The 11,690-nt window shown below is 72.0% G+C and carries 10 protein-coding genes and 2 pseudogenes; 5 read left to right on the top strand and 7 right to left on the bottom strand.

The window, feature by feature from the left end; genetic code table 11:
* Positions 1-130: pseudogene (locus IE249_RS38430) on the bottom strand (MurR/RpiR family transcriptional regulator); the annotation flags it as partial.
* A 386-nt stretch (positions 131-516) separates the two neighbouring features.
* Between IE249_RS38430 and IE249_RS24920 the strand changes: the two are divergent.
* Positions 517-948, top strand: coding sequence for a hypothetical protein (locus IE249_RS24920; protein WP_189708197.1), 432 nt, complete (start codon positions 517-519; stop codon positions 946-948).
* A 288-nt stretch (positions 949-1,236) separates the two neighbouring features.
* On the opposite strand, the gene IE249_RS24915 is transcribed toward IE249_RS24920, so the two are convergent.
* Complete coding sequence (locus IE249_RS24915) at positions 1,237-2,628, bottom strand: cystathionine beta-synthase (RefSeq protein WP_189708088.1); 1,392 nt, start codon at positions 2,626-2,628, stop codon at positions 1,237-1,239.
* Positions 2,629-2,786: 158 nt separating this feature from the next.
* Here IE249_RS24915 and IE249_RS24910 point away from each other — a divergent pair, with 158 nt between their 5' ends.
* The 3 genes from IE249_RS24910 to IE249_RS24900 all read left to right on the top strand — a co-directional run bounded on the left by IE249_RS24910 (position 2,787) and on the right by IE249_RS24900 (position 6,373).
* Positions 2,787-3,827 carry an SGNH/GDSL hydrolase family protein gene (locus IE249_RS24910; RefSeq protein ID WP_189708086.1) on the top strand — a complete coding sequence of 347 codons (1,041 nt, stop codon included), beginning with the start codon at positions 2,787-2,789 and terminating at the stop codon, positions 3,825-3,827.
* A gap of 166 nt (positions 3,828-3,993) precedes the next feature.
* Positions 3,994-5,214 carry an acetyl-CoA C-acetyltransferase gene (locus IE249_RS24905; protein ID WP_189708084.1) on the top strand — a complete coding sequence of 407 codons (1,221 nt, stop codon included), beginning with the start codon at positions 3,994-3,996 and terminating at the stop codon, positions 5,212-5,214.
* A 346-nt stretch (positions 5,215-5,560) separates the two neighbouring features.
* Entirely contained in the window at positions 5,561-6,373 is an 813-nt protein-coding gene (locus IE249_RS24900) for a hypothetical protein (protein ID WP_189708195.1), read from the top strand.
* Between the two features lie 58 nt (positions 6,374-6,431).
* Here the strand turns inward: IE249_RS24900 and IE249_RS24895 are convergent, their stop codons facing one another.
* Complete coding sequence (locus IE249_RS24895; protein WP_189708082.1) at positions 6,432-6,743, bottom strand: hypothetical protein; 312 nt, start codon at positions 6,741-6,743, stop codon at positions 6,432-6,434.
* A 101-nt stretch (positions 6,744-6,844) separates the two neighbouring features.
* On the opposite strand from IE249_RS24895, the gene IE249_RS24890 reads away from it, so the two are divergent.
* Complete coding sequence (locus IE249_RS24890; RefSeq protein ID WP_189708080.1) at positions 6,845-7,072, top strand: DUF4287 domain-containing protein; 228 nt, start codon at positions 6,845-6,847, stop codon at positions 7,070-7,072.
* Positions 7,073-7,173: 101 nt separating this feature from the next.
* Here IE249_RS24890 and IE249_RS24885 read toward each other — a convergent pair whose 3' ends face one another.
* From IE249_RS24885 to IE249_RS24870, 4 genes and pseudogenes are all read right to left on the bottom strand, one after another.
* Positions 7,174-8,085 (bottom strand): Bax inhibitor-1/YccA family protein, encoded by a 912-nt coding sequence (locus IE249_RS24885; RefSeq protein WP_189708077.1) that lies wholly within the window; start codon positions 8,083-8,085, stop codon positions 7,174-7,176.
* Positions 8,086-8,299: 214 nt separating this feature from the next.
* Positions 8,300-8,491: pseudogene (locus IE249_RS24880) on the bottom strand (4-hydroxybenzoate 3-monooxygenase); the annotation flags it as partial.
* Positions 8,492-8,724: 233 nt separating this feature from the next.
* Positions 8,725-9,399 carry a hypothetical protein gene (locus IE249_RS24875; protein ID WP_189708076.1) on the bottom strand — a complete coding sequence of 225 codons (675 nt, stop codon included), beginning with the start codon at positions 9,397-9,399 and terminating at the stop codon, positions 8,725-8,727.
* A 98-nt stretch (positions 9,400-9,497) separates the two neighbouring features.
* Positions 9,498-11,420 (bottom strand): zinc metalloprotease, encoded by a 1,923-nt coding sequence (locus IE249_RS24870; RefSeq protein WP_189708074.1) that lies wholly within the window; start codon positions 11,418-11,420, stop codon positions 9,498-9,500.
* Between the last annotated feature and the right edge of the window lie 270 nt (positions 11,421-11,690).

Here is an 11,690-nt window from a genome sequence, read left to right as displayed (position 1 = left end):
CGCTGGACAGGAACGGCACGTCGGCGGCGCGCCGCACCATGCTGTGCGCGATGCGCCGCTGGGTCGGCGTGAGCCGGTGCCCCTCGAAGAGCGCCTGCAGCCGTGCGGCAGGGCTGTCCGTCACGCTCATGTCGTGCTCCCCCTCCAGAAGTCGTCGACGACCCGGGAGAGTACTCCCCGACCTGTTTCTATTCAGACAACTAGAACTCTGCATGACCCCATGCAGCCCGGGCAAGGGATCGACAAGGTATGCACCAAGTGTCGCCAAACAACCACCGAACGTGACAATCCCTGTGCTAATCGTGAACGGACGCACCTCGCAGACCCCTGAGGAGGCGTCAGGGCCCATCACCCCCGGGCCCGTCCGACGGCCACCGCCGTCGGCGCGCTGTGCCGGACCGCAGCCCCGGCCGCCCGCCGACGGCGGCCGGCCTTACGCTCCACCCCCGCCCGACTGGGGGGCTAACCCCAGTGCGGCCACCGCCACCGCTCCCTAGCCTGGTCCGCATGACCGGTATGGACGCGCGGGACACCGACCTGAAGAAGGAACTCGACGCCACCCTGCAGGCCCGCAGGGAACTGGGCGAGGAGTACGAGTCCGCGCTGGTCGACTCGTTCCTGGAGAAGGTCGACCAGCGCATCGACGGCGCCGTGGAGCGCCGGGTGCGCCGGCAGTTCGCCGAGCAGCAGATGACGGCGGCCCGCGACTCCCGCACGCCCAAGGCCACCGACTCCTGGGGCGAGCGCTTCGGCTTCGGCATCGTCTCGCTGGTGCTGGCCGTACCGCTGTCGGCGATCGGCGGCGGCATCGCCCACCTGCCCGGTCTGATCGCCGCCTGGGTCGGCATCGTCGGCGTGAACGCCGTCCAGGCCGCCCGCACCAACCCCGGCCTGTTCAGCGGCCGGGGGCGCCGCTCCGGCAAGGACGGCGACGACTGGGAGGACTGACCGGACCCGGCGCACCGGGCGGGCCGGGCGGCCTGTGCGCGGGGACCGCCGCACCCCCGTGACCGGGGGGCGGGACGACGGCGGTCCCCGCGAGGGACGCGGGCCGGGTCAGGGCCGGGCTCACGCGTCCGTGGCGTCCATGGGGGTCCGGGAGCCGCTCCGGAGGTTCATGGCGCCGTACCGCCAATCTGCCGGGCGCGTGTTAAGCGGGTGCTGCGCGAACGTGACGCGCTCGTACCACTTCCGCGAAGCCACGGGATCGACGGCCCCGCCGACCACCGGCCGCTACTACGGCTTGCCGCCCTTGGCCAGGAAGGACAGCAGGTCCTGTCGGCTGACCACACCGGTCGGCTTGCCCTCCACCAGCACGATCGCCGCGTCCGCCGCGCCGAGCACCGACATCAGGTCGGCGACCGGCTCGCCGGAGCCGACCTGCGGCAGCGGGGCGGACATGTGCTTCTCCAGCGGGTCCTCCAGCGAGGCCCGCTTGGTGAACAGCGCGTCCAGCAGCTCGCGTTCGACCACGGAGCCGACGACCTCGGCCGCCATGACGTCCGGGTGACCGGCGCCCGGCTTCACGATCGGCATCTGCGAGACGCCGTACTCGCGCAGCACCTCGATGGCCTGGCCGACGGTCTCGTCCGGGTGCATGTGGACGAGGGACGGGATGGAGCCGCCCTCCTTGTCGCTGAGCACGTCGCCGACGCGGGCGCTCGGACCCTCGTCCTCGAGGAAGCCGTAGTCCGCCATCCACTCGTCGTTGAAGATCTTCGACAGATAGCCGCGCCCGCTGTCCGGCAGCAGTACGACCACCACGTCGTCCTCGCCGAGCCGCTCGGCGACCCGCAGGGCCGCGACCACGGCCATGCCGCAGGAGCCGCCGACCAGCAGGCCCTCCTCCTTGGCCAGCCGGCGGGTCATCTGGAAGGAGTCCTTGTCGGAGACGGCGACGATCTCGTCGGCCACCGTGCGGTCGTAGGCGGTCGGCCAGAAGTCCTCACCGACGCCCTCGACGAGGTACGGGCGTCCGGAGCCGCCGGAGTACACCGACCCCTCGGGGTCGGCGCCGACGACCTGCACCCGGCCGTCGCTGACGTCCTTCAGGTAGCGGCCGGTGCCGGAGATCGTGCCGCCGGTGCCCACGCCCGCCACGAAGTGGGTGATCCTGCCCTCGGTCTGCTCCCACAGCTCGGGGCCGGTGGAGTGATAGTGCGAGAGCGGGTTGTTGGGGTTGGAGTACTGGTCGGGCTTCCACGCGCCCGGCGTCTCGCGCACCAGCCGGTCGGAGACGTTGTAGTAGGAGTCCGGGTGCTCGGGCGCCACGGCCGTCGGGCACACCACGACCTCCGCCCCGTAGGCGCGCAGCACGTTGATCTTGTCCGTGGACACCTTGTCCGGGCAGACGAAGATGCACTTGTAGCCCTTCTGCTGGGCCACGATGGCGAGGCCGACGCCGGTGTTGCCGCTGGTCGGCTCGACGATCGTGCCACCCGGCTTGAGTTCGCCGCTCTGCTCGGCCGCCTCGATCATGCGCAGGGCGATGCGGTCCTTCACGGAGCCGCCGGGGTTGAAGTACTCGACCTTGGCCAGGACGGTCGCCTTGATGCCCCTGCTGACGTTGTTGAGCTTCACCAGCGGGGTGTTGCCGACGAGGCTGATCATCGAGTCGTGGAATTGCACCGTTGTCTCCGGTCGCTGCAAAAGATGTGGTCGTAGTGGTTCCGCCAGCCTAAGGCCAGGGCCCTGCCCGGGGCGGCCGTTCACTCCCCGTCGAGATTGGACGACGGTCGGTACGGGGCAAGGAGTGGATGTACGGCTACGAGGAGGTGGCTGCGGGCATGACGAGCATGTCGAGGGCGAGGGTGGCCCGGCGGATCGCGGCCGGCGCCGCGTACGGGGGCGGCGGTCTCGGCCTGGCCGGCGCCGCCGCCGCGGGCCTGCTCCTGGCCGAGGTGCAGATGGCCAAGCGCCATGTGGGCAACGGCAGCGACAACCACGTACCACTCGCCAACGGGCTGTACGGCCACGTCTACGAGACCCCCGGCGAACCCCCGCTGCACCTGACCATGCTCGGCGACTCCACCGCCGCCGGACAGGGCGTCCACCGGGCCGGGCAGACCCCGGGCGCGCTGCTGGCCTCGGGGCTCGCGGCGGTGGCCGAGCGCCCGGTGCGGCTGCGCAACGTGGCGCTGCCCGGCGCCCAGTCCGACGACCTGGACCGCCAGGTGGCGCTGGTCCTTGCCGATCCGGCCCAGGCCCCCGACATCTGCGTGATCATGGTCGGCGCCAACGACGTCACCCACCGGATGCCGCCGACCCGCTCGGTGCGCCATCTGTCGGCGGCGGTACGGCGGCTGCGCACCGCGGGCGCCGAGGTGGTCGTCGGCACCTGTCCCGACCTCGGCACCATCGAGCCGGTTCAGCAGCCGCTGCGGTGGCTGGCCCGGCGGGCCTCGCGGCAGCTGGCGGCCGCGCAGACGATCGGGGCGGTGGAGCAGGGGGGCCGCACCGTGTCGCTGGGCGACCTGCTGGGCCCGGAGTTCGCGGCGAACCCGCGCGAGCTGTTCGGCCCGGACAACTACCACCCCTCCGCCGAGGGCTACGCCACGGCCGCGATGGCCGTACTGCCCACCGTCTGCGCGGCGCTGGGCCTGTGGCCGGATGAGGAGGAGCGCCCGGACGTCTCGCGCCGCGAGGGCTTCCTGCCCGTGGCCCGCGCGGCCGCCGAGGCCGCCTCCGAGGCGGGCACCGAGGTCACCGCCGCCATCCCCACGGGCCCCCGCGGCCCATGGGCCCTCCTGAAGCGCCGCCGCCGGCGCCGCCTCCCGGAGCCGGAACCCGCGTCGGCCCCGCCGCACCACGAACCCCAGGCCGGCTGAGACCAGCCCGTCCGGCGCGGACCAGCCCGTCGGCGCGACCCAAGCAAGCGCTTAGAAAGTTGCGGCCAGGATCACACCGCGATTCCCGTGACCGACGCCATACGTACGGGTAACTTCCAATCAGCCCGCCACACCACACCCACACCCGTACGCCACTGGAGCCGTGATGCCCGAAGCCGTCATCGTCTCGACCGCCCGCTCCCCGATCGGCCGCGCCTTCAAGGGCTCCCTGAAGGACCTCCGCCCGGACGACCTCACCGCCACGATCATCCAGGCGGCCCTCGCCAAGGTCCCCGAACTCGACCCGAGGGACATCGACGACCTGATGCTCGGCTGCGGCCTGCCCGGCGGCGAGCAGGGCAACAACCTCGGCCGGATCGTCGCCGTGCAGATGGGCATGGACCACCTGCCGGGCTGTACGGTCACCCGCTACTGCTCCTCCTCGCTGCAGACCTCCCGCATGGCCCTGCACGCCATCAAGGCCGGCGAGGGCGACGTGTTCATCTCGGCCGGCGTCGAGATGGTCTCCCGCTTCACCAAGGGCAACTCCGACAGCCTGCCGGACACGCACAACCCGCTGTTCGCCGAGGCCGAGGCCCGTACCGCCGCCGTCGCCCAGCAGGAGGGCACGACCTGGCACGACCCGCGCGAGGACGGCCTGGTCCCCGACGCCTACATCGCGATGGGCCAGACCGCCGAGAACCTCGCCCGCTGGAAGGGCGTCACCCGCGAGGACATGGACGAGTTCGGCGTCCGCTCGCAGAACCTCGCCGAGGAGGCCATCAAGAACGGCTTCTGGGAGCGCGAGATCACCCCGGTGACCCTGCCGGACGGCACGGTCGTCAGCAAGGACGACGGTCCGCGCGCGGGTGTGACCATGGAGGGCGTGGCGGGCCTGAAGCCGGTCTTCCGCCCCGACGGCATGGTCACCGCCGGCAACTGCTGCCCGCTCAACGACGGCGCCGCCGCGGTCGTCGTCATGTCCGACACCAAGGCCCGCGAGCTCGGCCTGACCCCGCTCGCCCGCATCGTGTCCACGGGCGTCTCCGGCCTGTCCCCGGAGATCATGGGCCTCGGCCCGGTCGAGGCCTCCCAGCAGGCGCTGCGCCGCGCCGGCCTGACCATCGACGACATCGACCTGGTCGAGATCAACGAGGCGTTCGCCGCCCAGGTGATCCCCTCCTACCGCGACCTGGGCATCCCGCTGGAGAAGCTGAACGTCAACGGCGGCGCCATCGCCGTGGGCCACCCCTTCGGCATGACCGGCGCCCGGATCACCGGCACGCTGATCAACTCGCTGCAGTTCCACGACAAGCAGTTCGGCCTGGAGACGATGTGCGTCGGCGGCGGCCAGGGCATGGCGATGGTCATCGAACGCCTCAGTTGACAACCCACGCCTCAGCGGGCACCCGCCTCACGGCTGATAACCCGCGTCACGGCGGCCACTTGAAAGACCGTCAGTGTCCGCCTTAGCACCCAGCGTGACCGAATGGCCCGGAATCCAGGAAACCCATGGGTTCCGGGCCGTTTTGTGATCCAATCTCCCCCATGATGTGACCTACCTCGCCCGCGAGGGGGTTTCCGCAGGTCAGCACTGTTTCACCAGGAAGCACAAGGGCAACTTTCCTGACCGTTTCGTGACGTTACGCACTGACAGCTGGATAGTCCGCCCTTCAAGCTGATGTAGGAAGTCGGGGGTCGACCTTGAACCCGGGAGTACGTCAGTGAGCGCCATGCCCATCGCCCTGCTGCTCACCACGGCCGCCACCGGCGCCGTGGGCGTCGCCGTGCTGCGCACCCTGTGGGTGCTGCGCCGCCAGGTCGCGGCCCTGCACGCCCAGCTCGCGGAGAACCACGCCGCGACCGCACGCGCCCTGCTGCCGGCCGCCCGCAGCCACGCCGACGCCGAGCAGATACGCGCGGCCGTGGTCCAGGCGCTGGCCGAGGAGCGGGAGCGGGAGCTGGCCGAGGCGCGCGCGTTCTGGGCCGCCCAGGAGGCCCGCGACTCCGCCGACGCGCCCTCCCTGCTGGGGCTGCCCGACAGCGAGCTGTTCCTGCCCCGCCAGGCCGACTTCGCGGGCCTGGACCACCTGGAGCCGGTGACCGAGACCGGCTCGGAGGCGGACGAGTTCTCCGCCAAGGACCACACGCAGAGCGGCTCCGCCGGCGAGTCCCCGGAGCTGGCCGCGGCGCGTCGCCGCCACCCCTCCCACCCGGACTTCACCCCGCACCCGTCCCCGGTCGTGGGCGACCACGAGCGCACCGTCGCCACGCTGGAGGAACTGGCCGACTCCCGAGTGGAACTGGCCGACGTCCGCCCGGGCCCGCTCGGCACCCTCGACGTCTACGTCTTCGCCGACGGCACGACCCTGTGCATGACCCCGGGCCACCGCGAGACCGCGGAGCGCCTGGCCGCAGCGCTGCGCGCCGGCGAGGCCCCGGTGCTGCTCGGCGGCTCCGGAGTCTCCGGCGCCTACGCCCTCACCTTCGCCTGCGGCGAGGAGAACATCTACATCCTGGCGGACCGCGTCATCGCCTCGCTGTAGCGGGCACGGGCCGCCGCGAGGCCGGAAGCCCTGCGCAGAGCCGCAGGTTCCGGGGGCCTCACACCCCCGCCCGCTTCTGCGCCTCCTCCACCAGCCGTACCGCCTCCTCCACCTCCTCCTCGCTCTTCAGTACGAGCGCGAGGTCGTGCCCGGCGACGGTGATCTGGTCCGCGGCGGCGAACATCCCCGCGTCCGGCATCTCGCGGGGCTCGGCCCCGGGCGTCTCCAGCAGCTGGGCCCGCCGGGCGAACTCCCTGGCCAGCGCCAGCGCCTCCGCCGCGGCCGCCCGCTGCAGCCGGCTCTGCGGCGCCGCCCTGAGGCGGTCGGCGAAGTGATCCACGGCCCGGGTCAGAGATGTCGTGTCAGCCACGCGGCGAGCGTACGCGTCGCGGCAGGACTGTTGCCAATACGCGAACCCTCAGGCACGGTGACGTGAAGGACCGGCTTCATCGAACGCGTCCGGAGGCGCCGATGTCCCAAGTCTTCTCCGAAGAGACCCATCGCAATCTGCTCGCCCGCATCCCCCACTGCACCGGTCGTGAAGTCGCCGACTGGCTGCGCACCGTCGAAGAAGGCCCCGCCCTCTGTTTCGAGGAGCGGCTCAGCTGGCTCCGCCACGAGCACAACCTTGCCTACGGCCACGCGAAGGCGATCATCCACGAGTACGACCTGAGGAGGGCCGCGCGCAAACTGCTCTAGGCAGCAGGCTCCGGGCGTGGAGCAACGCCGGGACGACGAAGGGCCCCGGGAGGAACCCGGGGCCCTTGCGCATGGCCGGTGAGGGCCGATACGCGGTCGCGCTAGTCGTTCTGGTTGAGGATCGCGATGATGCGCAGGAACTCCATGTAGATCCACACCAGCGTCAGCGTGAGGCCGAAGGCGGCGAGCCAGGCCTCCTCGCGCGGGGCGCCGTAGGCGATGCCGTCCTCGACCTGCTTGAAGTCCAGGGCGAGGAAGCAGGCGCCGAGGATGATGCCGATGACGCCGAAGAAGATGCCGAGGCCGCCGCTGCGGAAGCCGAGGCCGTCACCGCCGCCGAACACGGCGAACAGCAGGTTCACCGCCATCAGCAGGACGAAGCCGAGCGCGGCCGCCATCACGAAGCCGTAGAAGCGGCGGTTGACGCGGATCCAGCCGGCCTTGTACGCGATCAGTACCGCGGCGAAGACCGCCATGGTGCCGATCACCGCCTGCATGGCCGCGCCGCTCGCGATGCGGTTGTCGACGACGCTGGAGACGACGCCGAGGAACACGCCCTCGAACGCCGCGTAGGTCACGATCAGCGCGGGCGAGGCCTTGCGCTTGAAGGACTGCACGAAGGCCAGCACCATGCCGATCAGCGCGGCGCCGACGCCGATGCCGTAGGACCGGCTGATGTGGGCGTCGTCGACCGGCAGCAGCGCCCAGGCGAGCGCGGCGGTGACGATCAGCGTGCCGAGCGTGGTGGCGGTGCGCAGGACGACGTCGTCCATGGTCATCCGGCCGGTGGTGGCCGGGGCCTGGGGCGGCGCGCCGTACTGCAGGTCCTGCTGGGCGTAAGGGTTCTGCGCGTAGGGATTGCCGCTCGGCTGGGCGTACGGGTTGCCCTGCGCGTACGGATTGCCCTGCGTGCCGACAGCGGGACCCCCGGCCTGCGGCGCGGTGTTGAAGCCCGCGTAGCCGTTGTCGCGGCTGAACCCCCGTCGCGAGAAGACCGGGTTTCTGCTCCTCATCTCACTCCTCCATGGCCGCACGTCGCGGCCTTGGCTCAAGAGTAATGGAAAGGCAAAGGATCGACCCTAGTACCTGCGGAGGATCTTTCCCTCTTCCTGGTGCGGAACACGCTACGCGGCCAGGTGATTCCCTGCGACGGCCGGTGCCATTCATGACCAACCTGCGACACGTCCGGAACCGGCCGGAGATCACCGCGCGCCACCCGGACGGGCGTCAGCCGATCGGGAAGCCCGTGTATCCCTCGGCGAGGTCGGTCCCGGCGGCCCGCGAGGAGGCGATCCGGTCGAGCCCGGCCAGTTGCAGACCGTCGTCGAAGGACGTGGCGTCCGGGGCCCGGTGCAGCATCGTCGTCATGTCGTAGCTGAACCGCTCGGCCTGCCGGACGCGGCGCAGACAGGTCGCCGCAGCCCCTCACGGTCCATCCGCTCCCCGGCCCCGGCCGCGCGCAGTACGTTCCTCTCGGTGGGCGCCGGACGGCGCGAGCCCGCCTCTGTTCGTCCAGCGAAGATTTCTTCACCTCACCGGCGATGTCAATGGTGCGCCCCGCGCCTCCCTCCCCCGCGCAGCGGCCGGCCGCCGGGCCCGCGCGATCAGGTCGCGGACCCGGCGGCCGGCCAGGGGGGACGGCTACGGCACGGTCAGTGGCCCGGCCAGCCGTCCAGGTGGCGGTGCATGGTCACGTCGGGCCGCGCGTCGCCCTTGGGGGCCTTCGCGACCGCGTCGTGCAGTACGTCGGTGACCTCGCCGGCCAGCCCGTCGACCCGTGACCTCAGCTCGGCGGCGGGCAGCGAGGACCGGCTCAGCTCGTCCAGCCGGCGGTGGATGTCGGCGAGCTGCCGCTGGGTGCCCCGGTCGAAGACGAACGGGGTGGGCGTGGAGACGACGAACTGGTAGGCCCCGGCGAGGGTCTGACAGCCCGTGCAGCTCTTGTTCGCGGCGTCGCTCAGGTTGACCGCGTTCAGGTGGGTGCGCTCGCCGGCGAACGTCACGATCTGGAAGGACAGCGCCACCGAACGGCAGTCGTCGTCGGCCGAGCAGCCGGCCGAGACCGCGTTGGCCTGGTTGCGCACCGCGGCGGCGTTCACCGTGCCGAACTGGCGGACGGTGAAGGAGTCCCTGGCCTGGGTGTGGTGGGCGCGGTCGGCGTGCGAGAACACGTGGTCCGAGGCGATCGCCGCGTGCGGCGCGGCGGTGGCCGCCTGGGCCGGCACGGCGGTGGCCACCCCGGCGACCCCGGCCGCGAACAGGCCGAGCCGGACGGCCCGCTGGGTGAGGGGACTGCTGGCTGAGCGTGGTTTTCGGTGAGTGTTCATGGAAATCTCCAGCGATAGATGTACGTAGACCGCCCCCGAACGGGACCGCCCCAGCGAACCCGCGCCGTGCTGGAGCCGGACTGCCCCCGCCCGGCCTCTCAGGGAGAGGCCACGGTGCTCGGTGAGCTGCTGGGGGGCGGGGTGGGCGATGCGGTTTCCGTGGGGGTGGGCGACGCGGGCTCCGTCGCGGTGGGCGTGGGGTCCTTCACCGGCTCGGTGGGCGGCTGGGAAGGCTGCCCCTGCTCTCCCGCCGGGCCCTTGCTCGTGGGGGCCGGCTTCTGGGAGGCGCTGGGCCTGCCCGACGCTCCCGCCGACGCCCCCGGGGAGGCCGACGCGCTGCCGGACGCCCTGGCCGAGGGCCCGTCGCCCGGTCCCGCCGTGCCGGTGGTCCCCGCCGTGCCCGAGGGTGAGGCGGACGCTCCGTCCGCGGAGTCGCCCGGGGACGGTCCGCCCGGCGTGGCGGCGTGCCGCGGCTGCGGCTCCTGCGTGGAGACCCCGGGCTGCAGGATCGGCGCGATCGGCGGCTTCTTGGGCAGCGGCTGGGGCGTCAGCCCCGACACCCACGCGTAGCTCAGGCCCGTAAGGCCGGCCAGCGCCAGCGCGCACACCACCACCCGCAGCGCCGGCCGCCCCGCCGTGGCCCGCTTGGCGGCCCTGAAGAGCCGCCCGCCCAGCTTCACGGACAGATAGACGACACCCGCCATCGGGCACAGCAGCATGACGCAGCCGATGAGACCGACCAGGCCCTCGACGATCTGGCCGTCCACGAACGCCGAGCCGGTGCCGACGACCTGCTCGGTCAGCGACCGGGTCATCGTGGCGATGATCCGGGGCAGGTTCCACAGCGCGTAGCCGAGCTCGCCGACCAGCAGCGGCACCATGGTCAGCACCCAGGTGGCGACGATGGTGCGCGCCGACTTCTTCAGTCCGGCGACCTCCTTGCGGGCGGCCCGGCCCCTGCGGCCCGGCACCAGCCCCAGCAGGATCGGTTTGATCTTGCCGTAGAGATCGGGCACCCCGGCCAGGTCGCCGAGGATGTAGTAGCCGTCCAGCCGGACGGCCGGCATCAGCTGCTCCAGGATCTCGAAGTGCCCGAGGTAGACCGCGGCCAGGAAGAACTGCGCCCCGGTGGCGAAGTACGCCCCGGCCATGGCCAGCATGAAGACGACGTTGAAGTACACCCCGCCCAGGTCGGTGCGCAGCCGGCCGCCGCGCCCGATCCGGTAGACGTCGGTGACGTCGGTGTACATCGAGGGCCAGATGAGGAAGAGCCCGCAGCCGATGCACCCGGGGTGGGCGCCGCCGTATCTGCAGGCGGAGGCGTGGCCGAACTCGTGGAAGACGAGCGAGGCCACGGTGAGGACGAAGACGAGGAGGATGAGGACGGGCTGGTCGAGCACCTCCAGCACAGGCTCGATCGCCCCGAAGAAGCCGAACAGCCAGACGTCCATGACGACCGCCGAGGCCAGCACCAGGGCGACCACGGCCGGCCGGTGCAGCCAGGCGAACATCCGGGCGATCTTCGCCGTGCGGCGCTCGTTGAAGATCACCCGGTGGCCCTTGAGGGCGAGCAGGAGGTCGGAGCGCGGGGCGTCGACCTCCTCGCTCTCCTGCCCGTCGGGGACCGTCACGCCGAGCGGTTCGAGCTTCTTCTCGACCAGGAAGCGGATGTTCTCGCCGCTGACCTCCCGCCCGAACCGCGCGCTGACACGGTGGGCGATGGTCTCGGCGTCGCGCTCGCCGTCGATCGACGACGCGACGAGATACAGCAGCCTCGACAGCTGCACGACCTGCCCGTCCCCACGGCGGGCGATGTACTTGGGGTCGGTGAAGCCCGACCCCTGGTACTCGCCGTGCAGCCGCAGTCCCGCACTCAGCCGCGGGACGAGCGGCGCCGGCTGTGCTTCGACGATCGGCAGGGTGCCCGTCGCCACCTGCTCGTACGTCACCGGCCAGCCGCCCGGCCCGGGAACCGGGCCCGTGTCGTGCAGCGTCGGCGCCCCGTCTCCGAGCACCGTCATATGTGGTCTCCCCCCACGTACTCCCCCGTCCTCCCCGCTCCCCCGGCGAACCCGGGCCCCGGCCCGGCCGGTGTCCGGGGCCCGGGTTCGCCTGGCGGGGGCGGACCGCGCCGTACCCCCCGCGCGGTCCGCCCCCGTGGCGTCGTCGTTGCGTCGTGGCGCCGCCTCGGGCCGGCGCCGCCGCCGCTACTGCGTGACGGTGATGCTCTGGACGGCCTGCGACTCCGCGGCCGAGCCGAAGGAGTGGTCGTTGAGCGCGGCGGACTCGTT

The organism is Streptomyces anandii JCM 4720, assembly GCF_014650655.1.
Classification (GTDB): domain Bacteria; phylum Actinomycetota; class Actinomycetes; order Streptomycetales; family Streptomycetaceae; genus Streptomyces; species Streptomyces anandii.
This window is presented reverse-complemented; position numbering and strand designations above follow the sequence as displayed.

Bases quoted from the DNA above. Each gene is read 5' to 3' on its own strand.
- IE249_RS24900 (WP_189708195.1), top strand. From the start codon at position 5,561: ATGCCCATCGCCCTGCTGCTCACCACGGCCGCCACCGGCGCCGTGGGC.
- IE249_RS24870 (WP_189708074.1), bottom strand. From the start codon at position 11,420: ATGACGGTGCTCGGAGACGGGGCGCCGACGCTGCACGACACGGGCCCG.
- IE249_RS24910 (WP_189708086.1), top strand. From the start codon at position 2,787: ATGACGAGCATGTCGAGGGCGAGGGTGGCCCGGCGGATCGCGGCCGGC.
- IE249_RS24920 (WP_189708197.1), top strand. From the start codon at position 517: ATGGACGCGCGGGACACCGACCTGAAGAAGGAACTCGACGCCACCCTG.
- IE249_RS24875 (WP_189708076.1), bottom strand. From the start codon at position 9,399: ATGAACACTCACCGAAAACCACGCTCAGCCAGCAGTCCCCTCACCCAG.
- IE249_RS24890 (WP_189708080.1), top strand. From the start codon at position 6,845: ATGTCCCAAGTCTTCTCCGAAGAGACCCATCGCAATCTGCTCGCCCGC.
- IE249_RS24885 (WP_189708077.1), bottom strand. From the start codon at position 8,085: ATGAGGAGCAGAAACCCGGTCTTCTCGCGACGGGGGTTCAGCCGCGAC.
- IE249_RS24905 (WP_189708084.1), top strand. From the start codon at position 3,994: ATGCCCGAAGCCGTCATCGTCTCGACCGCCCGCTCCCCGATCGGCCGC.